This window comes from Micromonospora sp. RP3T (assembly GCF_003027925.1).
GTDB lineage: Bacteria > Actinomycetota > Actinomycetes > Mycobacteriales > Micromonosporaceae > Micromonospora.
In genome coordinates this window covers 121,289-145,905 of the sequence record NZ_PYPS01000007.1, presented here as the reverse complement: position 1 = coordinate 145,905, position 24,617 = coordinate 121,289, and the positions used below count along the sequence as shown (strand labels likewise).

The following is a 24,617-nucleotide window of genomic DNA, read 5'->3' as shown; positions in this document are numbered from 1 at the left end:
GCCGACAAGTGTGCGTCGCGCCGGCCACTGACGCTCGCCGGCCGCCGGCCGCCGATCGTGTCAGGTGGCACGCGGGCCACGAGGCAGCCGGGTGCGGAGACCCGGAGCAACGCCGGTTCCCCCGCGACGCGGGCGTGCCGCGTAGGGTGCCGGCATGCAGGCCCCCGGCCCGGCCCCGCGGCGACTCCTCGTGCTCGGCGCGCTCGCCCTGCTCGCCGTCGTGCTCGGCACGCTGCTGCTGGTCCGCGCGGACACCGGCCTGAGCACGCGGCGGGCCACCGTCGCCGGGGTGCCGCTCACCGAGGTCCGCCAGCCCGGGACGGGCGGCGGCGACCGTCGACCGGGGGTGGTGATCGCGCACGGGTTCGCCGGTTCCGCCCGGCTGATGCGCCCGCTGGCCGACTCGGTGGCCCGGCACGGCGCGGTCGCGGTGCTGCTCGACTTCGCCGGGCACGGCGCCTACCCGGCCGGGCTGCCCGGCGCGGGTCGGGACGACGAGCGGGCCCGGGCGGTCCTGCGGCACGACCTGGACGTCGCGCTGGCCTGGCTGCGGAGCCGACCGGACGTCGACCCGGACCGGATCGTCCTGGTCGGCCACTCGATGGGCGCCGGGGCGGTCACCCGATACGCGGTCGACCACCCGGAGATCACCCGGACCGTGGCGATCTCGCTGCCCGACGCGAACGACGTGCCGCCCGGCTGGGCGGGCCGCCTCACCGTGGTGGTGGGCGGGCTGGAGTTTCCCGACTTCCGCCGGGCGGCCGGCGCGGCGACGGCCGGCGGGCCACCGGGGGCGCGGGAGCGGGTGGTGGCACCCGGCACCGAGCACATCTCGGTGCTCTTCGCGCCGCGTACCCACGCCGCGACGCTGGCCGCGATCCCGGGTCGCCCCGGCGGTCCGCCGCCGGCCCCGCTGACCCGCCTGGCCGGCGGCGGGCTGCTTCTGCTCGGCCTCGGCCTCGGCTTCGTACCGCTGGCCTCGCTGCTGCTGCGCGGCCCGCCGCCGCCCGCCGCGTCGGCCGGCGGACCACGCTCCCGGCCGGGTCGGTGGCTCGCGGTGGCGGGGCCGGCGGCCGGGCTCGGCGCGGTCCTCGCCGCGCCGCTGCCGACCGACCGGCTGCCGCTCGCGGTCGGCGGGCACGTGGCCGGGTTCCTGCTGCTCACCGGCGTGCTGCTGGTTGCGGCGTACCGGCGGTTCCGGCCCCGCCGGCTGCCGGCCGGCCACGCCCGCCGGCCGCCGCGCGCCGCCGGAGTGGCGGCGGTGCTTCTCGGGTACGCGGTGCTCGCCGTCGCGTTGCCGCTGCACCTCGGGTTCACGTCGACGGCACCGGTCGGTGCCCGCTGGTGGCTGCTGCCCCTGGTGACGCTCTGCTGCCTGGCCTTCCTGCTCGGCGCCGAGCTGGTCACCGAGGGCCGGGGCGTGGCCTACGCGGCGGTCGGCGGGCTCGCGGTGGTGGTCCTGGCCGCAGCGGCGGTGACCGGTCTGGCGCCCGGGTTCGTGCTGTTGGTGGTGCCGCTCTTCGCGGCGCTGGTGGCCTGGCAGGCGGCATGGGCCGGAGTGCTTCGCCGGCGCGACGCGCCGTGGTGGCTGCCGGCGGCGGTCGGTGCGGTGGTGCTCGCCTGGCCGATCGCCACCACGCTGCCGCTGACCTGAGCCGGGGCGGGGATCAGCGCGTCGGCCGGGCCACCCGCAGCGCCCACCAGATCAGCGGCGCCTGCATCGGCACCCGGCCGTAGGCGACCGCCCGCTTCGCCGGCCGGCGCCGCCGCCAGTCCCAGGCCATCTGCGCGTTGGCCGGCAGTACCGCGACGAACAGCGCCGCGGCGGCCAGCCCGCCCCGTCGCCGGGTGGCCGGATGCGCCACCGCCGCCGCCACGGCCAGCTCCGCGACCCCCGAGGCGTACGTCCAGAAGCGGGCCGGCCCGGGCAGGACGCGCGGCACGATCGGGTCGTAGAAGCCGGGGCGGGCGAAGTGGGTGACGCCTGCGGCGGCGAGCAGCCCGGCGAGCGCGACGGCCTCGCCGCGACGGTGGGTCATCGTCGGTCTCCCTGCTGTTCGACGGCGCGCTGCACGGCCCGGTAGATCTGCCCGAACCGTAGCGCGTCGGGCGTGCGGACCAGCATCGTCTCCCGCCCGTGGACCTGCACCCACAGCTCGTGCACCCGGTTGCCCCGCTCGTAGGAGCGGTCCAGCCAGCCCAGCGGCACCTCCAGGAACGGGGTGAGCACGAGCCCCACCACCACGAACGCGGCCAGGATGATCAGGGCGAGTTTCCAGTCGCCCCGGTCCTGCGCGGCCCAGGCCAGCGACAGCACGCAGACCAACGCCACCAGCGGCGGCAGCGACAGCAACAGGACCAGTACGCCCCGGCCCAGGACCCGGCCCCGGACCGCCATCGTGGTGGTGCCGCGGGCGTGCCAGACGTACGTGATGTCGGCGAGCGCGACGACCTGCCCGCCGGCGTGGATGGCCTGCGAGGTGACCTGTACCGCGTCGTCCCGGTAATAGAGGGTCATAAATCAGCCTAACCATCCGTGCGCCATCCGTGCCGCTGCGTGTCGCTCTTGATCGACTCCATCTCGGCGAAGTGGCGGCGGAGTGCGACTCGCTAGCGTGGCGGGCATGACGGACTCCGACGAGCGGGCGCGCAACGTCGAGGTGGTCCGGCGGTACCTGCGGACGTTCGTCACCAAGGACCTGGCCGAGCTGGCCGAGGTGGTCGACGAGGACGTGGCGGTCTACGGCTCCGGCACGGCGGTACGCGGCCGGCGCTGGCCCGAGGCCGCCGTCTCCTCGCCCGGCCTGACCGTGCTCGACCAGGAGATCGTGGAGATCTTCGCGGCCGAGGACCGGGTGGTGGTGTCGATCGCGCAGACCTACCGGCGGGACGCGACCGGGGCGACCACGGTGCAGAGCGCCTGCAAGATGTACCGGTTGGCCGGCGGCCGGATCGTCCAGTTCTGGGGCGAGCAGGACACCTACGGCCTGCTGCGCGGGCTGGGCCTGGTGCCGGACGACCCGATCACGTTCTGAGCGGCGCCGGGACCCGAGGGCACGCGCTCCATGGCCCGCTGCACCGCCCGGTAGATCTGGCCGAAGCGCAGCGCGTCGCGGGTGTGCAGCAGCCGCACCGGCCGGCCCCGCCAGGTGGCCCACATCTCCAGCTCGCGGCTGCCCCGCACGTACGAGCGGTCCAGGTGCTCGAAGAGCACGTCGGCGAGCGGCCCGACCGCGAGGCCGACCAGCACGGAGGCCCCGACGATGGCGATGGTGACGGTGAGCGAGCGGTGCAGCCAGACCGCCAGCGCGATGCCCAGCAGCGCGGCCACCAGCGGCCCGGCGAGCGCCGCGCCGATCGCGCCGCGCCCGGCCAGCACCCGCCAGGAGCGGTCGCCCCGGCGGTGCCACACCATGGTCAGCTCGGCCAGCGGGTAGCTCTGCTCGTCCACCCGCAGCGCGGTGGACGTGACCCGGACCGACCGGTCGTCGTAGAAGGTGGTCATGGCGTCACTCCCGGTGTCCGGCGGTTACCGCACTGTCTACCCCAACGACGTGGGTCGTAAGGTTGGCACGCTACTTCGACGAGGAAGTGAGGGCGGCGTGGGCGAGTTCGTCAGGCTGGAAGTGAAGGACGGCATCGGGACCATCCGGCTGGAGCGGCCACCGATGAACGCGCTCAACACCCAGGTGCAGGAGGAGTTGCGCGCCGCCGCCACGGCGGCCACCGCCGACGCCGAGGTCCGCGCCGTCATCGTGTACGGCGGCGAGAAGGTCTTCGCGGCCGGCGCGGACATCAAGGAGATGGCCGACATGTCCTACGTGGACATGGCGGAGCGGGCGGCCGACCTGTCCAGCGCGTTGGGCGCGATCGCGCGCATCCCGAAGCCGGTGGTCGCCGCGATCACCGGGTACGCGCTCGGCGGCGGGTGCGAGCTGGCGCTGGCCTGCGACTGGCGGATCGTGGCCGCCGACGCCAAGCTCGGCCAGCCGGAGATCAAGCTCGGCATCATCCCGGGCGCCGGTGGCACCCAGCGGCTGGCCCGGTTGGTGGGCCCGGCCCGCGCCAAGGATCTGATCATGACGGGCCGGATGGTCGACGCCGACGAGGCGCTGCGCATCGGCCTGGCCGACCGGGTGGTGCCGGCCGCCGAGGTGTACGACGCCGCGGTGGCGTACGTGAAGCCGTTCCTGACCGGGCCGGTGCAGGCGCTGCGGGCGGCGAAGGCGGCGGTCGACGGCGGTCTGGACATGGATCTCACCTCCGGCCTGGCCTGGGAGAGCCAACTCTTCGCGGCGCTGTTCGCCACCGACGACCGGCGCGAGGGCATGGCCGCGTTCGTGGCGAAGCGCAAGCCGGGCTTCACCGGTCGCTGACGCGAGGGTTGTTCACATCCGGTCTACCGGCCAGTAGCGTGTGACTCCGGTCGCGCGACGAAGGGGAGTGGCATGACGGAACGCCTCGAGGGGCACGGCGGCGAGTTGGCGCTGGCGGCGCTGCGGGCGCACGGCGTACGGGAGATGTTCACGCTCTCCGGCGGGCACGTCTTCCCGCTCTACGACGCCGCGCACAAGTCCGGCTTCCCGCTCTACGACGTGCGGCACGAACAGTCCGCCGTGTTCGCCGCCGAGGCGGTGGCCAAGCTCCAGCGCCGTCCCGGCCTGGCCGTGCTCACCGCCGGCCCCGGCGTCACCAACGGCGTCTCCGGCCTGACCAGCGCGTTCTTCAACGCCTCGCCGGTGCTGGTGCTGGGCGGGCGCGCGCCGCAGTTCCGCTGGGGCTCCGGCAGCCTCCAGGAGATGGACCACCTCCCGCTGGTCGCGCCGGTGACCAAGCACGCCGAGACGGTGTTCAGCGCCGACGACATCCCGCGCGCGGTGTCGGCGGCGCTGACCACCGCGCTCACCCCGCACCGGGGCCCGGTCTTCCTGGACTTCCCGCTGGAGGCGGTCTTCTCGGTCGGCGACGCCGACCTGCCGGCGGTCGCCCCGCCCGCACCGATCGAGCCGGACCCGGACGAGGTGGCGAAGGCGGCCGGCCTGATCGCCGGCGCGTCCCGGCCGGTGATCATCGCCGGCTCCGACGTGTACGCCGGCGACGCGGTCGACGCGCTGCGCGCCGCCGCCGAGGCGTTGCAGGTGCCGGTGTTCACCAACGGGATGGGCCGGGGCGCGCTGCCGCCGACCCACCCGCTGGCGTTCGCCAAGGCCCGCCGGGTCGCGCTGAAGGGCGCCGACGTGGTCGTGGTCATCGGCACTCCGCTGGACTTCCGGCTCTCCTTCGGCGACTTCGGCGACGCCACTGTGGTGCACGTGGTGGACGCGCCCAGCCAGCGCGCCGGGCACGTGCAGCCGGCCGCCGCGCCCGCCGGTGACCTGCGGCTGATCCTCGGCGGGTTCGCCGAGCACAGCGGCGACCGGGCCGACCACGCCGACTGGATCGCCGAGCTGCGCACCGCCGAGGACGCGGCGAAGGCGCGTGACGCCGAGGAGATGGGCGCCGAGACCGACCCGATCCGGCCGGCCCGGGTCTACGGCGAGCTGCGCAAGGTGCTCGCCCCGGACGCCATCACCATCGGCGACGGCGGCGACTTCGTCTCGTACGCCGGGAAGTACCTGGAACCCGCGCAGCCCGGCACCTGGCTCGACCCCGGCCCGTACGGCTGCCTCGGCACCGGCCTGGGCTACGCGATGGGCGCCCGGGTCAGCCACCCGGACCGGCAGATCTGCGTGCTGATGGGCGACGGCGCGGCCGGCTTCTCGCTGATGGACGTGGAGTCGCTGGCCCGGCAGAAGCTGCCGGTGGTGATCGTGGTCGGCAACAACGGCATCTGGGGGCTGGAGAAGCACCCGATGCGCGCCATGTACGGCTACGACGTGGCCGCCGACCTCCAGCCCGGCCTGCGCTACGACAAGGTGGTCGAGGCGCTCGGCGGCGCGGGCGAGACGGTGGAGAAGGCCGCCGACCTCGGCCCGGCGCTGGGTCGCGCGTTCGACGCCGGCGTGCCGTACCTGGTCAACGTGCTGACCGATCCGGCGGACGCGTACCCCCGCTCGTCGAACCTGGCCTGACCACGACCGTGACCGCCGCCGCCGGGTGACCGGCGGCGGCGCGTGGCGTTTCAGACCTCCGGGCGGTCCCGGTCGTCGGGGCGGTCCCGCAGCTCCGCCTCGCGGCGACGCAGGTCCTCCTCCCAGCGGCGAAGGCGTTCCTGGTCCTCGTCGCGGGAGCGCTTGTCGAGCGACGCGAGGAAGTCGGGGTCGTCGTCCGGCGCGACCGGTCGGCGGGCCGGGGCGGCGGGTCCGCCCGACCCGGTTACGCCGGCCGGCCCGGTCGGGCGCTCGCGACCGGCCACGAACCAGGCGATCGAACCGACCACCGGGAAGAACAGGATGACCAGCACCCAGATCATCCGGGGCAGCGCCTTGACCTGACCGTCCTCGGCGGAGAGGCAGCTGATCAGCGCGCAGACGGCGAGCACGACCTGGACCAGGAAGAGCAGTACGTAGAGGCGGGCCATGCCCCATGATGGCTCACCCGACGGGGTCAGTGCACCCGGCCGAGCACGTGCGCCACGCCGAGCAGGGCCAGCGCGGCGGCGCCGAGCGCGGTCAGCGGCATGGACAGGCGGCCGAGCCGGCGCGGGCCGGCCCCGGCGGCCCGTCGCCAGGCGGCGGCGAGCACGACCAACCAGACCAGGATCGCGACTCCGGCCAGCACCGCGTCCACGACCCGGCCGGTGAACGCCGGCCGAAGTTGGAGCAGCAGCACCACGGTCAGGGTGAGCAGCGTCCGTCGCCAGGCCAGCCGGGTGCGTTCGGCGGGCAGCCCGACGTCGGCGCTCATGGGGTTGTCCCCCGGATGAGCACGGCGCCCACCAGCAGCAGCGCGCCGACCGCGACGATCAGCGCCAGCACGGCGGGGAAGCGGGACGCCGGCAGTTCCTCGCCCAGCCGGATGGCGCGTTCGGTACGGGCCCAGTGGTCCACCGCCCGGATCGACACGGTGGCGCCGAGCAGCAGCAGCCCGACGGCGAGCACCTCGCGCAGGTGGGCCAGCGGGAGCGGCGGGAGGAACTGCGCGGCGGCAAGCCCGCCCGCGACCAGCGCCAGCCCGGTCCGCAGCCAGGCCAGGAACGTCCGTTCGTTGGCCAGCGAGAAGCGGTAGTCCGGCGTGCTGCCGACCGAACGCAGCTCCCGCGGGTCGAACCACCGCTTGATCGACTCCCACACGGCACCGATTATCCGCTTTGCCACCGGCCTAGCCTGAGGGGATGACCGATCTTGACGCGCGCGCCCTGCGCGACGCCTACGACACGCAGGTCCGCCCGGAGCTGCCGGACCCGGTGCCCGCCGGGGTGACCATCGAGCGGGACGGCCCGCTGTTCCGCGTGCTCGGGCTGGACCAGCGTGGCTTCCTCACCTACCGGACGCTCGACGGCCTGGTCGGCGCTGAACTGGACGCGTTGATCGCCCGGCAGGTCGAGGTGTTCCGGGCCCGCGGCGAGGCGGTCGAGTGGAAGCTCGCCGGCCACGACGAGCCGGCCGACCTGGGCGACCGGTTGCGCGCCGCCGGCTTCGTCCCGGAGGACGAGGAGACCGTCGTGGTCGGCCCGGTGGCGCCGCTGGCCGCCGCCGTCCCGGTCCTCCCCGAGGGGGTACGCCTGCGCGAGGTCACCGGCCGCACCGACCTGGAGCGGATCGCCGCCATGGAGGAGGAGGTCTGGCACGACGACCGCGGTCACCTGGTGCACGGGTTGGCCCGGGAGATCGAGGCGGACCCGCAGTCGATCACGATCGTGGTGGCGGAGGCGGGGGAGACGGTGGTCAGCGCCGGCTGGATCCGCTACCAGGCCGGCACCGGGTTCGCCAGTCTCTGGGGCGGCTCGACGCTGCCCCGGTGGCGTCGCAAGGGCGTGTACCGGGCGCTGGTGGCGTACCGGGCGCGGCTGGCGCAGCAGCGTGGCCGGACGTTGGTGCAGGTGGACTGCTCGCCGGACAGCCGGCCCATCCTGGAGCGGCTGGGGCTCGTTGCGGTCACCACCACCACGCCGTACGTCTACACTCCGTGATCATGGACCGGTTGACGGAGGACGAGCAGCTCACCCTGAAGACCGGCGCGTTCGGGGCGGTGTTCCTGGTCTCCAACGCGGTGCCCGGGGTGCTGGCCATGGTGCGCGAGAGCATCGCCGCCTCCGGTGCGCTGGCCGACGTCGGTGGCGTGGTCAAGGAGGCGCTCACCACCGGCCCGCTGCCGCAGTTGCCCCGCGACTCCGCGCTGGAGATCGAGTCGGTGGTGCTGCCCGCGCTGGGTCGGGCGGTGGAGATCCTGCGCGCCAAGTCACCGGGCGACGTCGAGGCGTACCGGTCGGTGGTGCTGGCGGCGGCGGACCAGGTGGCGGCGGCGCACCGGGGCGTGGCACCGGCCGAGGCGGCGGCCATCGACAAGATTCGGGTGGCGCTGACCGAGGCGGCGTGACCACCACAGGTTACGGTGAGTTGCGTCACTCCGGGCTCCCGGGGAGTCGATGCTACTTGCGGGTAACATTGCCCCGTGGGCAAGTGCACAGCGGCCTGCGGTTGACCGAGCGTTAAGTCACGCGGCAGGCTGCGCCCGTGACCGGGCGAGTGATCGCTACACCAAACAGGAGGGTCGTCGAAGCGCGATGAACATCGTCGTACTCGTCAAGCAGGTGCCCGATTCGGGCGCGGACCGCAACCTGCGTCCTGACGACAACACCGTCGACCGCGGCTCGGCGAACAACGTCATCAACGAGATGGACGAGTACGCCATCGAAGAGGCGTTGAAGATCAAGGAAGCGCACGGCGGTGAGGTCACCATCCTGACCATGGGTCCGGACCGGGCGACCGAGTCGATCCGCAAGGCGCTCTCCATGGGGCCGGACAAGGCCGTCCACGTCGTCGACGACGCGCTGCACGGCTCCTGCGCGGTGGCCACCTCGAAGGTGCTCGCCGCCGCCCTCGGGCAGCTCAACGCCGACCTGGTCATCTGCGGCGCCGAGTCCACCGACGGTCGGGTGCAGGTCATGCCGCACATGATCGCCGAGCGGCTGGGCGTGGCCGCCCTGACCGGCGCGCGCAAGCTCACCGTCGACGGCTCGACGCTGACCGCCGAGCGGCAGACCGAGGAGGGCTACGAGGTGGTCACCGCCTCGACGCCGGCCGTGGTCTCCGTCTGGGACACCATCAACGAGCCGCGCTACCCGTCCTTCAAGGGCATCATGGCCGCGAAGAAGAAGCCGGTGCAGACGCTCTCCCTGGGCGACCTGGGCGTGGCCCCGGCCGAGGTGGGCCTCGACGGCGCCACCAGCGCCGTGCTGGAGCACACCAAGCGCCCGCCGCGCTCCGGCGGCGAGAAGATCACCGACGAGGGCGAGGGCGGCGTCAAGCTGGTCGAGTTCCTCGCCACCGAGAAGTTCGTGTGAGAGGTCTGGACATGTCTGAGGTTCTCGTCGTCGTCGAAGCCACGAAGGAATTCGGCGTCAAGAAGGTCACCCTGGAGATGCTCACCCTCGCCCGCGAGCTGGGCACCCCGAGCGCGGTCGTGCTCGGCGGCGCCGGCGCCGCCGAGGCGCTGAGCGCCAAGCTGGGCGAGTACGGCGCGGAGAAGATCTACGCCGCCGAGGGCGAGGAGATCGACGGCTACCTGGTGGCCCCGAAGGCCACCGTGGTCGCCGAGCTGGTCAAGCGGGTGCAGCCGGTCGCCGTGCTGCTCGCCTCGTCGCAGGAGGGCAAGGAGATCGCCGCCCGCCTCGCGGTCAAGCTGGACAACGGCATCCTGACCGACGTGGTCGCCCTGGCTGCCGACGGCACCGCCACCCAGGTCGCGTTCGCCGGCTCCACCATCGTCAAGTCCAAGGTCACCAAGGGCCTGCCGCTGGTCACCGTCCGGCCGAACTCGCTCAACCCGACCCCGGCCGCGGCCACCCCGGCCGTCGAGCAGCTCGCCGTCTCGGTCACCGACGCGGACAAGCTGGCCAAGGTCGTCGAGCGGGTCGCCGAGCAGAAGGGCTCCCGCCCCGAGCTGACCGAGGCGTCGATCGTCGTCTCCGGCGGTCGCGGCGTCGGCAACGCCGACAACTTCAAGCTGGTGGAGGAGCTGGCCGACCTGCTCGGTGGCGCGGTCGGCGCGTCCCGCGCGGCGGTCGACTCCGGCTTCTACCCGCACCAGTTCCAGGTCGGCCAGACCGGCAAGACGGTCTCCCCGCAGCTCTACGTCGCGCTCGGCATCTCCGGCGCGATCCAGCACCGGGCCGGCATGCAGACGTCGAAGACCATCGTCGCGGTGAACAAGGACGGCGAGGCGCCGATCTTCGAGCTGGCCGACTACGGCGTGGTCGGCGACCTGTTCAAGATCGTCCCGCAGGCTGCCGAGGAGATCCGCAAGCGCAAGTGACCCGGCGTTCCCCGGGGGCGACTCGTGGCGCCCCCGGGCTCGCAGGGCGCAGATACACGGAAAGAGTGGCCATCCTTCGCGGAATGGCCACTCTTTCCGTGTATCTGCGCGTCATCCGACCGCTCGGGCGGAGCGTGCGTCGCGCCGTAGGGAGCTGATCGGCGGGCCGGGGAGCTGAGCCGGCCCGCCGATCAGCCCGTCAGGGTGCCCCTCAACAGGCTGTCGCCGGAGTGGCGGGTGTTGTTGTCGTACTGCTCGGCGCTGATGTCGACGACGGTGAAGGTGCTCAGGTCGACGTTGCGGGGGATCGGCAGCAACGCGTCCCCCGATCCGTTGCTCAACGTGCCCACCGAGAACATCTCCATCGTCTTCGGATCGATCAGCCAGACCTCGTAGTACCCCGGAACGCTCGGGAGATTCGCCACGTGCAGATGCAATTGGTTGTCCCCGAGCACCCGGGCGTCGCCCGAGGCGTCCTTCGGCGTCGCGCCGAACGCGGCCAGCGGCGCACTGGCCAGCACCGTCGGCTGCGGCGCCGGATCGTCACCGCCGGGGCCGAGCACCGCGACGGTGCCCGCCACGCCGATCACCGCGGCGGCGGTGGCGGTGACCGCGGTGCTCGCCCACCTCGGCCAGCGGCGGCCACGGCGTGGGCGGACGACTGTCGTCGACCGGTCGCCGACGTCGGCCGGGTCGCCGGTACGCGGCGGCCGGCGGCCGTTCAACGTGGGCAGTTCCTCGGCGGCCTGGATCTCGGCGACGATGCCCTGCCAGACGTGCTCCGGCGGGTCGGGCAGCTCGGTCAGGCCCTGGGTGCCGGCGCCGAGCCCGGCGATGTGCCGGAGCGTCTCCAACTCGCCCCGGCAGTGCCCGCAGGCGACGAGATGGGTGGATTCTCCGTCGGCCGCCTCGCTCTCACCGAGCGCCAGAAAGACCAGCCGGTCGTGGTCCAGGTGCTGCACCGTCCACCTCCCATCTGCGTTTCAGGCTCTGCATGCCGCGCCGGATGTGGCTCTTGACCGTGCCGAGCGGCACTCCGGTCACGGCCGAGATCTGCTGGTGTGTCAGGTCGTCGTAGAACGCCAGCTCCAGCATCCGTCGTTGCTCGTCGGGGAGCCGGGCCAGCTCGTCGGCGACCACCAGCCGGTCGACCACCGTGTCCGGGTCGGGGCCGGTGTCCACCGGTTCGGGTAGTTGCTTCACCGTCTCGACCACCCGGGTCTCCCGGGCCGCGGCGCGGATCCGGTCGACGACCTTGCGTCGCCCGATGCCGAGCAGCCAGCCGATCAGTGATCCCTTCGCCGGGTCGAACGTCTCGCGGCCGAGCCAGGCGGCGACGAACGTCGCCTGCGTCACGTCCTCGGCGTCACTGCGGTTGACCAGCGTCGTGGTGGCCAGGTGCAGCACCGCTCGGCCATATCTGTCGTACGCCTCGCGCAGGGCAGCCTCGTCGCCGTCGCGGAACCGCGTCGCGAGATCGTCCTCGACCGGCGGCTCGGGGCCCTGCCTAGCCGCCGTCACCGGGCGGCTCGCCATCCGTGGGGCATGCCGAACTGTAACTCCCACCGCCCCCGCCCCACTCTCCCGGTGTGTCCGACACGACGCTCATCACCTCCTCCTTCGTCGCCGAGGGCCCCGACGGATGCGCCCGCGGCCGGAAAAAGAAAACGGATCCGGCGCGCATCCGGGAACGGCGGGGCCGGCGTAACCCGTTCTGCAAGCCAGGCCTGACGAATCAGCACCAACCACCAGGAGGCACTCAAATGCAGCACGCCATGTTCCGTCGGGTCGCCGCGGGCGGCGCGGTGGCCGCCCTCACCTTCGCCGGCGTCGGCGCCGCCACCATGAGCCCGGCCTACGCCGCCTCGTCGAAGGTCTCCGTGGTCCACGGCATCCCGGACACCCCGGTCGACGTCTACGTCAACGGCAAGAAGACGCTCGACAACTTCAAGCCCGGCGACGTGGCCGGCCCGCTCACCCTGCCCGAGGGTGAGTACGACATCGCCCTGACCAAGCCCGGTGAGGCGGTCGACAAGGCCATCCTGAAGGTCGACGACGCCGAGGTGCCGGGCGGGGCGAACATCAGCCTCGCCGCCCACCTGAGCGCCGACGGCAAGCCGCAGATCACCCCGTTCGTCAACGACGTGTCCAAGGTGGGCGCCGGCAAGGCCCGGCTGATCGTCCGGCACACCGCCGCCGCGCCGGCCGTGGACGTGCGGGCCGGCGGCAAGCCGGTCTTCGAGGGGCTGACCAACCCGAAGGAGGCCAAGGCCGACGTGGCTGCCGGCACCGTCAAGGCGGACGTGGTGCTCGCCGGCACCGACACCGTCGCCATCGGCCCGGCCGACCTGAACCTGAAGGAGGGCACCGCCACCATCGTCTACGCGATCGGCTCCGCCGAGGCCAAGAACCTCGACCTGGTCGCGCAGACCATCAGCGGCCTGCACTCGGCGCCGGGCGGCGTGCCCAGCGGCACCGGCGGCCAGGCCGGCACCGGCGTGGACACCTGGTGGTACGTGCTGGCCGGCGCCGGCGTGCTGCTCCTGGTCGGCGGCGGCGCGCGGGTGGCCACCGCCCGGGCCGGTCGCCGGTGACGGTGCGCAACCGCGGGGCGCTGGCGGCGATGGCCGCCGGCGTCGCCGCGCTCACCGTGGCGACGCTGGTGGCGTGCGGGTCGCAGCCCGCCGAGGACGTCGGCGCCGACGAGGCGGCGGCCCTGGCCAGCGCCACCCCGAGCGCGACGCCGGCGGCGACACCGACCGGGGACGCGTCGGTGCCGGTGAACGCCGGCACGCTGCCGGCGGACGGCAAGGCCGTGCCACCGGTACGGCTGAGCATCCCGCCGATCAAGGTCACCGCCTCGGTCAACCCGGTCGGAATCAACGAGCGCACCAACGAGTTCGAGGTGCCGCCCAGCGTGGACCAGGTCGGCTGGTACCGCTACGGCCCGGGGCTGGAGGCCGACGCCGGCTCGGTGGTCATCGCCGGGCACGTGGACAGCGCCGAGCAGGGCAAGGGGGCGTTCTTCCGGCTCCGGGAGCTGGACCGGGGGGACACCTTCACCGCGACCGGCGCGGACGGGAAGGACCGTCGCTACCGGGTGGTGGCCCGGGAGGAGTACACCAAGACGAAGATCCCGCTGGAGCGGTACTTCGCCCGCGACGGCAGCCCGCGACTCACGTTGATCACCTGCGGCGGCCCGTTCGACCCGAAGACCCGGCACTACCGCGACAACATCGTCGTCACCGCGGTTCCCGCGTGAGCGGCCCCGCATGAGCGTCCGGACCGCCCGTCCCGCCTCCGCACGGGACGGGCGGTCCGGCCAGTGGTGGCCCGCCCACCGGCCGTTAGGCTGAACGGTGATGGCATACCTGGATCACGCGGCGACGACCCCGATGCTCGACGAGGCACTCGAGGCGTACGTCGCCACCGCCCGCGAGGTGGGCAACGCGTCGTCGCTGCACGCGGCCGGCCGCCGTGCCCGGCGACGGGTGGAGGAGTCCCGCGAGCGGGTGGCCGCCGCGCTCGGTGCCCGCCCCTCCGAGGTGATCTTCACCGGCGGTGGCACGGAGAGCGACAACCTCGCCGTGAAGGGCATCTTCTGGGCCCGCCACGACGCCCGGCCCGAGCGGGTCCGGGTGGTCTCCAGCGCGGTCGAGCACCACGCCGTGCTGGACGCGGTGGACTGGCTCGTCGGGCACGAGGGCGCGGAGGCCGGCTGGCTGCCGGTCGACGCGACCGGCCGACTCGACCCGGAACGGCTCCGCGCCGAGCTGACCGAGCACGGCGGCCGGGTGGCGGTGGTCACGTCGATGTGGGCCAACAACGAGGTCGGCACCGTCCAGCCGGTGGCCGGGCTGGCCGCCGTCGCCGCCGAGCACGGCGTGCCGTTCCACACCGACGCGATCCAGGCGGTCGGTCAGGTGCCCGTCGACTTCGCCGCGAGCGGGGTGTCCGCGCTGACCGTGACCGGGCACAAGCTCGGCGGCCCGGCCGGCGTCGGCGCGCTGCTGCTGGCCCGCGACGTCGCCGCCGTCCCGCTGCTGCACGGTGGTGGCCAGGAGCGCGACGTCCGCTCCGGGACGCTGGACACGGCCGGCATCGTCGCGTTCGCGGTCGCCGTCGAGGCCGCGGTGAAGGGCCAGCAGGAGTACGCGGCCCGGGTCGCCGCACTCCGCGACGAACTGGTCGAGCGGGTCCGCCGGGCGGTGCCCGAGGTGGTCTTCAACGGCGACCCCGCGGACCGCCTTCCCGGCAACGCGCACTTCTCCTTCCCCGGCTGTGAGGGGGACGCGCTGCTGCTGCTCCTCGACGCCCAGGGCATCGCCTGCTCGACCGGGTCGGCCTGCTCGGCCGGCGTGGCCCAGCCCTCGCACGTGTTGCTGGCCATGGGCGCCGACGACGACCGGGCCCGCTCCTCGTTGCGTTTCACGCTCGGTCACACCAGCAGCGGCGCGGACGTGGACACGCTCATCGCCGCGTTGCCGGCCGCCGTCGAGCGGGCCCGGCGCGCGGCCGCCCTCCGTACCCCACGCTGACCCGGATACCCTCGGTACGGACGAGGGGAGTGGGCCGGTGAGGGTTCTGGCGGCGATGTCGGGCGGGGTGGACTCCGCCGTGGCGGCGGCGCGTGCGGTGGAGGCGGGGCACGACGTGACCGGCGTGCACCTGGCGCTGGCCCGCAACCCGCAGACCTACCGCACCGGCGCCCGGGGCTGCTGCACCCTGGAGGACTCCCGGGACGCCCGGCGGGCCGCCGACGTGCTGGGCATTCCGTTCTACGTGTGGGACATGGCGGACCGCTTCCACGACGACGTGGTCGACGATTTCGTCGCCGAGTACGCGGCCGGCCGTACCCCGAACCCGTGCCTGCGTTGCAACGAGAAGATCAAGTTCGCCGCGGTGCTGGACCGGGCCGTGGCCCTGGGTTTCGACGCCGTGGTGACCGGCCACCACGCCCGGCTCGGCCCGGACGGCCTGCTGCGGCGCAGCGTCGACGCGGCCAAGGACCAGTCGTACGTCCTCGCGGTGCTGACCCGCGCGCAGCTCGACCGGTCGGTCTTCCCGCTCGGTGACTCGACCAAGGCCGAGGTGCGCGCGGAGGCCGCCCGGCGCGGCCTCGCCGTGGCCGACAAGCCGGACTCGCACGACATCTGCTTCATCGCCGACGGCGACACCCGCGGTTTCCTGGCCGAGCGGCTCGGCGAGGCCCCGGGCCAGGTGGTGGACGCGCTCACCGGCGCGGTCGTCGGCAACCACAGCGGCGCCTACCAGTACACCGTCGGGCAGCGACGCGGGCTGCACCTGGACCGCCCAGCGCCGGACGGCCGACCCCGCTACGTGCTCTCCATCACCCCGACGACCAACACGGTGACGGTCGGCCCGGCCGAGGCGCTGGAGGTTTCCGCGGTGCGCGCCGTCCGCCCGGTCTGGACCGGTGGCCCGCGCCCGGACGGGCCGGTCGAGTGCGAGGTGCAGCTCCGGGCGCACGGCGACGTGGTCCCGGCCGCCGTCTCGGTCGACGCCGACGGCCTGCACGCCGCGCTGCGCCGACCGCTGCGCGGGGTCGCCGCCGGCCAGGCGATCGTGGCCTACCGGCCGGACCCGGCCGGCGACGTGGTCCTCGGCTCCGCCACCATCACCACCTGACAGATCGCCGCCCGGCTGCCCGTCGCAGCGAGCTGTCCTTGTGACGAACTGCCCTGCTGGCGGGGCTGTCCACCCGGTGGGCTGCAACCTCCGGCGACGCGATGCCGTTGCCCAGGCGGATCACCAGTTGGCCAGGCGGATCACCCGGCACCGACGAAGCCGGCGCGGAGCCCTGCTGCCACCCCTGCAAACTTGATGGCACGGATGAGTCGCCCCCGACCCGCCCTCGGCCCGACTCTTCGATGACGCGGTTCGGTCGCTGTCCGACGCGGTGACCCATCTGTGCCATCAAGTTTGTAGTCACTTCGTCGCTCAGCGACCGCCGGACGCTCCGGCGGCCATCCGCGCCCGCCCCCCGACTCGCCCCGGCTGTGCGCCTCCGGCCGCTGCCGTGGCCCGGCCACGGCCCGCGCTGTCCGCCGGGGGGCGGCCCAGTCGATAGGCTTCGGCGGTGACTGATCAGCAGTGGCCCTGGCCGGCCGGGGCGGCGACCGGAATCGGTTCGCTGCCCGGCACCGACATCGCCGAGGCGCAGCGGATCGTGCTCGGCGAGCTGCCCGCGTTGCCGCATCTGCCGGAGCTGCCCGCCCGGGGCCCCGGCGCGGATCTCGTGGGCCGCACCGCCGGGCTGCTCGTCGAGCTTCCGGTCGAGCTGTACGCGGCCCGCTGGCGGATCGCCCTGCGCCCCGGGCGGGACCTGCGCCGCGCCCGTGACCTGATGGAACGTGACCTCGACCAGCTCGCCGAGCAGGCCGAGGAGTACGCCGGCCCGGTCAAGGTCCAGGCCGCCGGCCCGTTCACCCTGGCCGCCACGCTGGAGCTGCCGCTCGGCGGCCGGGTGCTGCGCGACCCGGGCGCGGTGCGGGACCTCGCCGGCTCGCTGGGCGAGGGGCTGCGCGGCCACCTGGCGGCGGTGCGCCGACGGCTGCCCCGCGCGACGGTGCTGCTCCAGCTCGACGAGCCGTCCCTGCCGGCGGTGCTGGCCGGGCGGGTGCCCACCGAGAGCGGCCTCGGCACCCACCGGCCGATGGAGGCCGAGGTGGCCCGCGCGCTGCTGCGCGGCGTGCTCGACGCGGCCGGCGTCCCCACGCTGGTGCACTGCTGCGCACCGGACGTGCCGCTGGAGCTGATCCGTTCCGTCGGCGCGGTCGGCGTCGCCCTCGACCTGTCCCTGGTCAGCGACCTGGACCCGCTCGGCGAGGCGCTCGACGCCGGGTTCGGGCTGCTGGCCGGCGCCGCGCCGACACTGCCGCCGTCGTCCGGCCGCACGCCCACGTCCGCCGAGGTCGCCGACCGGGTCCGCCGGCTCTGGGACCAGCTCGGCTTCCCCCGCCGGCGGCTGGCCGAACAGGTGGTGGTCACGCCCGCGTGCGGGCTGGCCGGCGCCACCCCGGCGTACGCGCGGGCCGTGCTGGCCGCCTGTCGCGACGCCGGCCGGCGGCTCGCCGAGGAGTGACGTTTTCCTGTCGTACGCCGGGGGCAGGATGGCCGGCATGATCGGACGACTGCGTTCCACCGTGATCGACTGTCCCGACCCGCGTGCGCTGGCCGGCTTCTACGCGGAACTGCTCGGCCTCCCGCTGATCGAGGACAATTCCGACGGCGACGACTGGGTGGTCCTCGGCGGCCCGCCCGGGCACCAGCCGCGGCTCGCCTTCCAGAAGGCGCTCGACCTGCGGGCACCCGACTGGCCCGACCCGGAGCGTCCGCAGCAGTTCCACCTGGACCTGACGGTGGACGACATCGAGGCGGCCGAGAAGGCGGCGCTGGCCCTCGGCGCCCGGCGGCTGCCCGGCGAGGGGGAGGGTTTCCGGGTCTACGCCGACCCGGCCGGCCACCCGTTCTGCCTCTGCTGGGACTGACCGCGCAGGGCTTGCGCGGTCGGTGCATGATCACCACCGTGACCGCCTCCACCGACCGACGCGCCGCCGGCTCGCTCTTCGGCCTGGCCTACGGCGACGCCCTCGGCAAGCCGACCGAGTTCCTCACCGTCACCGAGATCGTCCGGCGCTACGGCCCGGCCGGTCCCCGCGAGCTGGAAGGTGACCCGGCACTGGTCACCGACGACACCCAGATGGCGCTGGCCGTGGCGTGGGCGTTGCACGACGCGCCCGCGTACACGGCGGAGGCGGTGGAGCCGCTGCTGCGGCAGCGCTTCCTCGACTGGGCGGCCAGCCCGGAGAACAACCGCGCGCCGGGCATGACCTGCCTGCGGGCCTGCGCCGAGCTGAGCCGGGGCACCCGCTGGCAACAGGCCACTGTCGCCGGTTCGAAGGGCTGTGGCGCGAACATGCGGGTCACCCCGGTCGGGCTGCTCGACGTCGACCTCGACACGCTGGCCGGGCTGGCCCAACTCCAGGCCGGTCTCACCCACGGGCACCCGACCGGGCTGGCGGCCAGCGAGCTGACCGCGTACGCGGTCCGGCTGCTGCGCGACGGCGCGGCGCTGCCGGCGCTGCCCGGCCTGCTCACCGAGCGGGCCCGCGAGCAGCGCACGGTCTACCGGGGCGAGTGGCTCGGCGACCTGTGGCAGCGTCCGGGCGTCGCCGACCCGGCGGAGTTCATCGCCCGCGGCTGGGACGACTGCCTGCGCGTGCTCGGCCGGCTGGAGGCGGCACTGGCCCGCCCCGACGACGGCGGCGACCCGTGTCGGCTCACCGGCGAGGGGTGGATCGCGGAGGAGGCGCTCGCGACCGCGCTGCTCTGCGCGCTGCGGCACCCGGACGAACCGGTCGCCGCGCTGGCCCGGGGCGCCACCACCGCCGGCGACTCGGACTCCATCGCCGCGCTGGCCGGGGCGTTCCTCGGGGCCGCGTACGGCATGGCCGCCTGGCCGGCCGGCTGGTCCGCCCGGATCGAGTACGCGGACCAGCTCACCGCCCTGGCCGACCCGCTGGACTGAGCGGCGTCCCGCGCTACGCGGTGAGGTGGGGCAGGCGGCGTACGCCGCGCCACACCTCGGGGTCGCAGTCACCGGCGCGGTCCGCGAACGCGTCGAGCGGCACGCGGATCGGTTCGCTGACGTCGAGGAAGCTGTCGTGGTCCGCGCCCGGGTCCCAGGTGCGGGTCGGGATCCGCACGTGGTCGTCCCGGTCCGACTTGTCCTGGCTGGTGATCTTCAGCACCTCGGCCGCCCGGCCGTCGACGCGCAGCACCAGGCAGGGGCGCACCTTCGAACCGGTGCCGTCGGCGTACGGCACGTCGGCCCACCAGATCTCCCCGGGCCGTGGCCGGTTCCCGGCCGGCCGGTCGGCGCCACGCGGCTTCGGCGGGGCGGCCACCCGCCCACCACCGGGTCGGTTGTCCCGCCCGCCACCGGGCCGGCTGCTCCGCCCGTCGGCGGCGCGGCGGCGCCACTCGCTCCACAGCCAGCCCGCCGCCACACAGGCCACGATCACCAGTGCCCAGATCAGCGCGTCGCGCATCCGTGCCCGCCTTCCGTCCGCTTCGGCCCAGCGATCGTCGCACGGTTGCGGCCCGTCCGCTCCGCGGCGCGACACGCGTCGTCCCGGCGCCGGGTCGCCCTGTTCAGCGCGGGTGGGCGGACGGTTGTCACAGCCGACCGTTACGGTTCGGGGGTAGCACGAGCACGGGAGGTCGACAGCGTGTCCGATGGTGGCGGCGTGTCCGAAGAAGCGGTTCCCCCGACGGTCGACGCCGCCCAGAAGGCGGCGGCCGGCGTCGAGCCGACCCCCGAGGCCCGGGAGCGGCACGCCATGCTGAGCCAGGAGCTCACCGAGCACCAGTACCGCTACTACGTGCTGGACGCGCCGACGATCACCGACGCCGAGTTCGACAGGCAACTGCGCGAGCTGGAGGCGCTGGAGGCGGAGTTTCCGGCGTTGCGCACCCCCGACTCGCCCACCCAGCGGGTCGGCGGCACGTTCTCCACCGACTTCACCCCGGTCACGCACGCCGAGCGGATGCTCTCGCTCGACAACGCGTTCGCCGACGAGGAGCTGGCCGCCTGGGCCGAGCGGGTCGAGCGCGACGCCGGCGGCCCGGTGCCCTACCTCTGCGAGCTGAAGGTCGACGGCCTGGCCATCAACCTGACCTATGAGAAGGGCCGGTTGGTCCGGGCGGCCACCCGCGGCGACGGCCGCACCGGTGAGGACGTCACCGCCAACGTCCGCAGCATCAAGGGCGTGCCGGCCCGGCTGACCCCGTCCGACGACTTCCCCGACGTGCCCGAGCTGATCGAGGTGCGCGGCGAGATCTACTTCCCGGTGGCCGGGTTCGCCGACCTCAACGCGAGCCTGGTCGAGCAGGGCAAGGCGCCGTTCGCCAACCCGCGCAACGCCGCCGCCGGCAGCCTCCGGCAGAAGGACCCGCGGGTCACCGCCGGCCGGCCGCTGCGCCTGATCGTGCACGGCATCGGCGCCCGCAAGGGCTACCGGCCGTCCGCGCAGTCCGAGTCGTACGCCGCGCTCAAGGCGTGGGGCCTGCCCACCAGCGACCGCTGGAAGGTGGTGGCCGATCTGGCCGGCGTGGCGGAATACATCGCCTGGTACGGCAAGCACCGGCACGACGTCGAGCACGAGATCGACGGCGTGGTGGTCAAGGTCGACCCGGTCTCCATCCAGGGTCGCCTCGGCTCGACCAGCCGCGCGCCGCGCTGGGCGATCGCCTTCAAGTACCCGCCGGAGGAGGTCAACACCACGCTGCTCGACATCGACGTCAACGTCGGGCGCACCGGCCGGGTCACCCCGTTCGCCGTGCTCCAGCCGGTCCTGGTGGCCGGCTCCACGGTCGCGCTGGCCACCCTGCACAACGCCCGCGAGGTCGAACGCAAGGGCGTGCTCATCGGGGACACGGTGGTGCTGCGCAAGGCCGGCGACGTCATCCCGGAGATCCTCGGCCCGGTGGTCGACCTGCGGCCTCCCGACGCCCGCCCGTTCGTCATGCCGACCACCTGCCCGGCCTGCGGCACGCCGCTCGCGCCGGCCAAGGAGAGCGACGTCGACATCCGCTGCCCCAACGGGCGCACCTGTCCGGGGCAGATCCGCGAGCGGGTCTTCTACCTGGCCAGCCGCAAGGTGCTCGACATCGAGGTGCTCGGCGAGAAGGGCGCGGCGGCGCTGCTGGACGCGCAGATCATCACCAACGAGGGCGACCTGTTCCAGCTCGACGCCGAGCAGCTCGCCCGCTCGCCGTTCTTCGTGAACAAGGACGGCAGCCTCGGCACCAACGCCACCAAGCTGCTGGAGAACCTGGCCGAGGCCAAGGAACGGGACCTGTGGCGGGTGCTGGTGGCGTTCTCCGTCCGGCACGTCGGCCCGACCGCGGCGCAGGCGCTCGCCCGGCACTTCCGTTCCGTCACCGCGATCGAGGAGGCGTCCGAGGAGGATCTGTCCTCGGTGGACGGCGTCGGGCCGACCATCGCCGCGAGCCTCAAGGAGTGGTTCGCCGTCGACTGGCACCGCGACGTGGTGCGCAAGTGGGCCGCGGCCGGCGTCCGCATGGCCGAGGAGTCCGCCGACGAGGGGCCGCGCCCGCTCGACGGGGTCACCGTGGTGGTCACCGGCACGCTTGCCGGGTTCAGCCGCGACGAGGCCGCCGAGGCGATCCAGAGCCGGGGCGGAAAGGTGACCGGCTCGGTCTCCAAGAAGACCGGCTTCGTGGTGGTCGGCGACAACCCCGGCACCAAGGCCGACAAGGCGGCCACCCTGAAGCTGCCGATCCTCGACGAGGACGGGTTCCGGGTGCTGCTGGAGTCCGGTCCGGAGGCGGCCCGGGCGGTGGCCCGGGTCCAGGAGTGACCGGTGCCCGGGTGACCGCCCGGCGGCGTATACCAACTTAATTACGACTAGCACCGATTCGTGACTGTCGTGTCGGGGAAAGCGGTCCGTAGGGCGTTTCATTGGCGTACGGCGCGTGACGGCGCGCGCCAGGACCGTGCCCGGGAGGTGCGATGGCGACCGACGACCCGCGCAACTCCGTCCCGCCGGGGCGGACCGGGCCGTTCTTCGGCTTCGTCGGTGCGGTAGGCGTCGTCGCCCTGCTCGTCTCGGTCGGGCCGCTGGCCGCGCTGCCCGGCCGGTTGACCGAGCTGCCGGTCGCGTTCTGGACGATGGCGGCGCTCGCCGTCGCCTGCGACGCCCGCCCGTTCGTCCCGCCCGGCCGGCGGCAGACCTCGGCGGTCTTCCCGTCCACCTGCTTCACCTTCGCCATCCTGCTCGGCTGGGGTCTCGGCCCGGCGGTGGCGGTGCAGGCCGTGGCGGTGGCCGTCTCCGGCTTGCGCCTCGGGTACGCCGCCTGGCGCACCGGCTTCAACGCGGCCCAGTACGCGTGCGCGCTGGCCGCCGCGTACGCGGTCACCAGGTTCGGTGCGGGTGAGCTGTTCGGCGGCGGCCGGCTGCACTGGACGGACGTGGCAGCGGTGGGCGGCGCCACGGTGGCCTGGTTCGCGGTCAACTACGGGCTGGTCAACTCCGCCATCCGGCTGCGCTTCGGGGACCGGTGGTGGCCCAACGTCCGGCTCGGGCTGGCCTACGAGCTGCTCTCCACCGGCTCGCTGCTGCTGCTCGCGCCGGTGCTGGTGGCCGCCGCGCGGGCCAGCGCGGCGCTGATTCCGCTGGTGCTGGTGCCACTCTTCGCGGTCTACCGGATGGCCCGGCTCTCCGCCGAGCGGGAACAGCTCGCCGACGTCGACCCGCTGACCGGGCTGCCCAACCGCAAGGCGTTGCTCAGCGAGGTGGTCGAGCAGGTGCACCTGCACGCCGAGCGGGCCGCCCGGGGCGAGCCGAACGCCCATCTGGCCCTGCTGCTGCTCGACCTGGACCGGTTCAAGCACGTCAACGACGCGCTCGGCCACGCGGTGGGGGACCGGCTGCTGGTCGAGGTGAGCGCCCGGCTGATCGACGTGGTCGGCGAGCACGAGATGGTGGCGCGGCTCGGCGGCGACGAGTTCGCCATCGTCGTGCCGGGGCTGACCGGCGTCGAGGAGGCCCGGGAGCGGGCCGACCGGGTGGTCGCCGCGCTGGCCGAGCCGGTGCCGTTGGACGGGCTGCCGCTGGACGTGGGCGGCTCGATCGGCGTCGCGCTCTTTCCCGAGCACGGCGAGGACTTCGCCACCCTGATGCGGCACGCCGACGTGGCCATGTACGACGCCAAGCACCGCACCGACACGGTGGCGGTCTACGCGCCGGAGTCCGACCACAACTCGGCCGAGCGGTTGAGCCTCCTGGCGGACCTGCGCCGGGTGCTGGAGTCCTCGCCGTCGTCCTCCGGTGAGCCGGTGGGCGTGCGCGGCGGGGACGGCGCGGCGCTGACGCCGGGTCTGCCCGTCGCGCGGCCGGCGCACCCGGGTCGGCCGGACGGCGGGCCCCCGGTCCACGATGCGCGGCCGGCCCGTGAGGGCCGGTCGGGGCAGGAGGGCCGGCCGGTCCACGCGGACGGCCGGGGCGCGGAACGGCCCGGCGTCGTTCCGGCCCGCCGGCGGCTCCGGTGGCGCCGGGAGCGTGTCGAGGCGCGTTCCGACGACCTGATCGAGCGGATCCTGACCGGCGCCGACCCGACCCGCCGCCGGGCCGACCGGGTCCCCGACCCGGTTCGTTCCGGCGGTGACCCGGCGTCGGCCGCGGCAGCCCCACCGGCGGCAGCCCCACCGGCGGCGGCGAAGGTGGCGCCAGCGGTGTCGACCGCGTCGGCCCCGCCCGGCGGACCCGCCGCGGAGGCCGCCCCGGCCGCGCGGCTCGCGGCGACCACGGCCGCGTCGGCCGCGGAGGCCGGCGAGATCACCATGTACTACCAACCGCAGATTGCCATCGCCACCGGCGAGGTGGTCGGCGTCGAGGCGTTGCTGCGTTGGCGGCACCCGCGCCGGGGCATGGTCGACCCGGGGGAGCTGATCCAGGTCGCCGAGCAGAGCGCCGTCATGCGGCTGCTCACCCGCCGGGTGGTGGACGACGTGGTGGAGCAGCTCGCGAAGTGGTCCGCGGCCGGGCTCACGTTGCGGGCCGCGCTCAACGTCAGCGTCCGGGACCTGCACACCGGTGAGATCGCCGACCAGATCGCCGACCGGCTCACCCGGTACGGCGTCCCGCCCGAGCGGCTCCAGGTGGAGATCACCGAGGGCGCGCTGATGGCCGACCCCCGGCGGGTGCTGGCCAGCATCACCCACCTGCACCGGATCGGCGTCGGGATCGCGCTCGACGACTTCGGCACCGGATACTCCTCCCTCCAGCACCTGCGCCGGCTGCCACTGTCCGAGGTGAAGGTGGACCGGTCGTTCGTGCTGGGCATGGCCGACGACCAGGACGACGCGGCGATCGTCCGCTCGATGATCGAGCTGGCCGGCGCGCTCGGCCTGCGGGTGGTCGCCGAGGGCGTGGAGGACGAGCGCACCTGGCGGCTGCTGCACGCCGCCGGCTGCGACGTGGCGCAGGGCTGGTTCCACGCCCGGCCGATGCCGGCCGAGGAGCTGATCGCCTGGCTGTCGCGCTACCGCCCGGTCCGCCCGACCGCGGTGGACGGCGACGGGCGGGGCGGGCCGGCGGCGGAGGGGGAGTCGAAGGCGTCGTCGTGACGGCGGGACAATAGACTCGCTCCGG

At 74.3% G+C, this 24,617-nt stretch carries 26 protein-coding genes; 17 read left to right on the top strand and 9 right to left on the bottom strand.

Annotated elements, in window-relative coordinates:
• Positions 1 to 154 precede the first annotated feature (154 nt).
• Complete coding sequence (locus C8054_RS08565; protein WP_107156209.1) at positions 155 to 1,654, top strand: dienelactone hydrolase family protein; 1,500 nt, start codon at positions 155 to 157, stop codon at positions 1,652 to 1,654.
• A 13-nt stretch (positions 1,655 to 1,667) separates the two neighbouring features.
• Here the strand turns inward: C8054_RS08565 and C8054_RS08560 are convergent, their stop codons facing one another.
• Together C8054_RS08560 and C8054_RS08555 are read right to left on the bottom strand one after the other, a co-directional pair.
• A complete protein-coding gene (locus C8054_RS08560) occupies positions 1,668 to 2,039 on the bottom strand; it encodes a hypothetical protein (RefSeq protein WP_107156208.1) in 372 nt (123 codons plus the stop codon).
• Positions 2,036 to 2,518, bottom strand: a complete 483-nt coding sequence (locus C8054_RS08555) for a DUF6232 family protein (RefSeq protein WP_107156207.1) — start codon at positions 2,516 to 2,518, stop codon at positions 2,036 to 2,038. The genes C8054_RS08560 and C8054_RS08555 overlap by 4 nt, the downstream gene beginning before the upstream one ends.
• Before the next feature lie 106 nt (positions 2,519 to 2,624).
• On the opposite strand from C8054_RS08555, the gene C8054_RS08550 reads away from it, so the two are divergent.
• Positions 2,625 to 3,035: a nuclear transport factor 2 family protein gene (locus C8054_RS08550; RefSeq protein ID WP_107156206.1), complete on the top strand. Its 411-nt coding sequence runs from the start codon at positions 2,625 to 2,627 to the stop codon at positions 3,033 to 3,035.
• On the opposite strand, the gene C8054_RS08545 is transcribed toward C8054_RS08550, so the two are convergent.
• The gene (locus C8054_RS08545; protein WP_107156205.1) at positions 2,981 to 3,505 is read right to left on the bottom strand and encodes a DUF6232 family protein; all 525 of its coding nucleotides are present in this window, start codon (positions 3,503 to 3,505) and stop codon (positions 2,981 to 2,983) included. The genes C8054_RS08550 and C8054_RS08545 overlap by 55 nt on opposite strands.
• Positions 3,506 to 3,602: 97 nt before the next feature.
• Here C8054_RS08545 and C8054_RS08540 point away from each other — a divergent pair, with 97 nt between their 5' ends.
• Positions 3,603 to 4,376, top strand: a complete 774-nt coding sequence (locus C8054_RS08540; protein WP_107156204.1) for an enoyl-CoA hydratase/isomerase family protein — start codon at positions 3,603 to 3,605, stop codon at positions 4,374 to 4,376.
• A gap of 72 nt (positions 4,377 to 4,448) precedes the next feature.
• The gene (locus C8054_RS08535) at positions 4,449 to 6,071 is read left to right on the top strand and encodes an acetolactate synthase (protein WP_107156203.1); all 1,623 of its coding nucleotides are present in this window, start codon (positions 4,449 to 4,451) and stop codon (positions 6,069 to 6,071) included.
• A gap of 50 nt (positions 6,072 to 6,121) precedes the next feature.
• Here C8054_RS08535 and C8054_RS08530 read toward each other — a convergent pair whose 3' ends face one another.
• Genes C8054_RS08530 through C8054_RS08520 form a run of 3 tightly spaced genes read right to left on the bottom strand, consistent with a single transcriptional unit; the run spans position 6,122 to position 7,232 of the window.
• Positions 6,122 to 6,520, bottom strand: coding sequence for a PLD nuclease N-terminal domain-containing protein (locus C8054_RS08530; RefSeq protein ID WP_107156202.1), 399 nt, complete (start codon positions 6,518 to 6,520; stop codon positions 6,122 to 6,124).
• Between the two features lie 26 nt (positions 6,521 to 6,546).
• A complete protein-coding gene (locus C8054_RS08525) occupies positions 6,547 to 6,846 on the bottom strand; it encodes a DUF202 domain-containing protein (protein WP_107156201.1) in 300 nt (99 codons plus the stop codon).
• On the bottom strand, positions 6,843 to 7,232 hold the full coding sequence (locus tag C8054_RS08520) for a YidH family protein (protein WP_107156200.1): 390 nt from the start codon (positions 7,230 to 7,232) through the stop codon (positions 6,843 to 6,845). Before C8054_RS08520 ends, C8054_RS08525 begins: the two co-directional genes overlap by 4 nt.
• A gap of 41 nt (positions 7,233 to 7,273) precedes the next feature.
• On the opposite strand from C8054_RS08520, the gene C8054_RS08515 reads away from it, so the two are divergent.
• The 4 genes from C8054_RS08515 (at position 7,274) to C8054_RS08500 (ending at position 10,416) form a co-directional block, all read left to right on the top strand.
• Positions 7,274 to 8,071, top strand: a complete 798-nt coding sequence (locus C8054_RS08515; RefSeq protein ID WP_107156199.1) for a GNAT family N-acetyltransferase — start codon at positions 7,274 to 7,276, stop codon at positions 8,069 to 8,071.
• Positions 8,072 to 8,073: 2 nt separating this feature from the next.
• Positions 8,074 to 8,478 (top strand): hypothetical protein, encoded by a 405-nt coding sequence (locus tag C8054_RS08510; protein WP_107156258.1) that lies wholly within the window; start codon positions 8,074 to 8,076, stop codon positions 8,476 to 8,478.
• Between the two features lie 187 nt (positions 8,479 to 8,665).
• Positions 8,666 to 9,445 (top strand): electron transfer flavoprotein subunit beta/FixA family protein, encoded by a 780-nt coding sequence (locus C8054_RS08505; protein ID WP_107156198.1) that lies wholly within the window; start codon positions 8,666 to 8,668, stop codon positions 9,443 to 9,445.
• An 11-nt stretch (positions 9,446 to 9,456) separates the two neighbouring features.
• Positions 9,457 to 10,416, top strand: a complete 960-nt coding sequence (locus C8054_RS08500; RefSeq protein WP_107156197.1) for an electron transfer flavoprotein subunit alpha/FixB family protein — start codon at positions 9,457 to 9,459, stop codon at positions 10,414 to 10,416.
• Positions 10,417 to 10,607: 191 nt separating this feature from the next.
• Here C8054_RS08500 and C8054_RS08495 read toward each other — a convergent pair whose 3' ends face one another.
• Both C8054_RS08495 and C8054_RS08490 read right to left on the bottom strand, forming a co-directional pair.
• Complete coding sequence (locus C8054_RS08495; RefSeq protein WP_107156196.1) at positions 10,608 to 11,378, bottom strand: anti-sigma factor; 771 nt, start codon at positions 11,376 to 11,378, stop codon at positions 10,608 to 10,610.
• Entirely contained in the window at positions 11,332 to 11,937 is a 606-nt protein-coding gene (locus C8054_RS08490) for an RNA polymerase sigma factor (RefSeq protein WP_107156257.1), read from the bottom strand. Before C8054_RS08490 ends, C8054_RS08495 begins: the two co-directional genes overlap by 47 nt.
• 242 nt (positions 11,938 to 12,179) lie before the next feature.
• Between C8054_RS08490 and C8054_RS08485 the strand changes: the two genes are divergently transcribed.
• The 7 genes from C8054_RS08485 (at position 12,180) to C8054_RS08455 (ending at position 18,967) form a co-directional block, all read left to right on the top strand.
• Entirely contained in the window at positions 12,180 to 13,010 is an 831-nt protein-coding gene (locus C8054_RS08485) for a DUF4397 domain-containing protein (protein WP_107156195.1), read from the top strand.
• Positions 13,007 to 13,678, top strand: a complete 672-nt coding sequence (locus C8054_RS08480) for a class F sortase (protein ID WP_107156194.1) — start codon at positions 13,007 to 13,009, stop codon at positions 13,676 to 13,678. The genes C8054_RS08485 and C8054_RS08480 overlap by 4 nt, the downstream gene beginning before the upstream one ends.
• A 100-nt stretch (positions 13,679 to 13,778) precedes the next feature.
• A complete protein-coding gene (locus C8054_RS08475) occupies positions 13,779 to 14,954 on the top strand; it encodes a cysteine desulfurase family protein (protein ID WP_107156193.1) in 1,176 nt (391 codons plus the stop codon).
• Between the two features lie 37 nt (positions 14,955 to 14,991).
• Entirely contained in the window at positions 14,992 to 16,065 is a 1,074-nt protein-coding gene (mnmA, locus tag C8054_RS08470) for a tRNA 2-thiouridine(34) synthase MnmA (protein WP_107156192.1), read from the top strand.
• 451 nt (positions 16,066 to 16,516) lie between these two features.
• Positions 16,517 to 17,521, top strand: coding sequence for a methionine synthase (locus C8054_RS08465; protein WP_107156191.1), 1,005 nt, complete (start codon positions 16,517 to 16,519; stop codon positions 17,519 to 17,521).
• A 37-nt stretch (positions 17,522 to 17,558) separates the two neighbouring features.
• Positions 17,559 to 17,927, top strand: a complete 369-nt coding sequence (locus tag C8054_RS08460; RefSeq protein ID WP_199199611.1) for a VOC family protein — start codon at positions 17,559 to 17,561, stop codon at positions 17,925 to 17,927.
• A 26-nt stretch (positions 17,928 to 17,953) separates the two neighbouring features.
• Positions 17,954 to 18,967 carry an ADP-ribosylglycohydrolase family protein gene (locus C8054_RS08455; RefSeq protein WP_107156189.1) on the top strand — a complete coding sequence of 338 codons (1,014 nt, stop codon included), beginning with the start codon at positions 17,954 to 17,956 and terminating at the stop codon, positions 18,965 to 18,967.
• Positions 18,968 to 18,980: 13 nt separating this feature from the next.
• On the opposite strand, the gene C8054_RS08450 is transcribed toward C8054_RS08455, so the two are convergent.
• Complete coding sequence (locus C8054_RS08450; RefSeq protein ID WP_107156188.1) at positions 18,981 to 19,490, bottom strand: type II toxin-antitoxin system PemK/MazF family toxin; 510 nt, start codon at positions 19,488 to 19,490, stop codon at positions 18,981 to 18,983.
• Between the two features lie 198 nt (positions 19,491 to 19,688).
• Here C8054_RS08450 and ligA point away from each other — a divergent pair, with 198 nt between their 5' ends.
• Together ligA and C8054_RS08440 are read left to right on the top strand one after the other, a co-directional pair.
• The gene (ligA, locus tag C8054_RS08445; protein ID WP_199199610.1) at positions 19,689 to 21,824 is read left to right on the top strand and encodes an NAD-dependent DNA ligase LigA; all 2,136 of its coding nucleotides are present in this window, start codon (positions 19,689 to 19,691) and stop codon (positions 21,822 to 21,824) included.
• A 152-nt stretch (positions 21,825 to 21,976) separates the two neighbouring features.
• Positions 21,977 to 24,592: a bifunctional diguanylate cyclase/phosphodiesterase gene (locus C8054_RS08440; protein ID WP_107156186.1), complete on the top strand. Its 2,616-nt coding sequence runs from the start codon at positions 21,977 to 21,979 to the stop codon at positions 24,590 to 24,592.
• Positions 24,593 to 24,617: the final 25 nt, after the last annotated feature.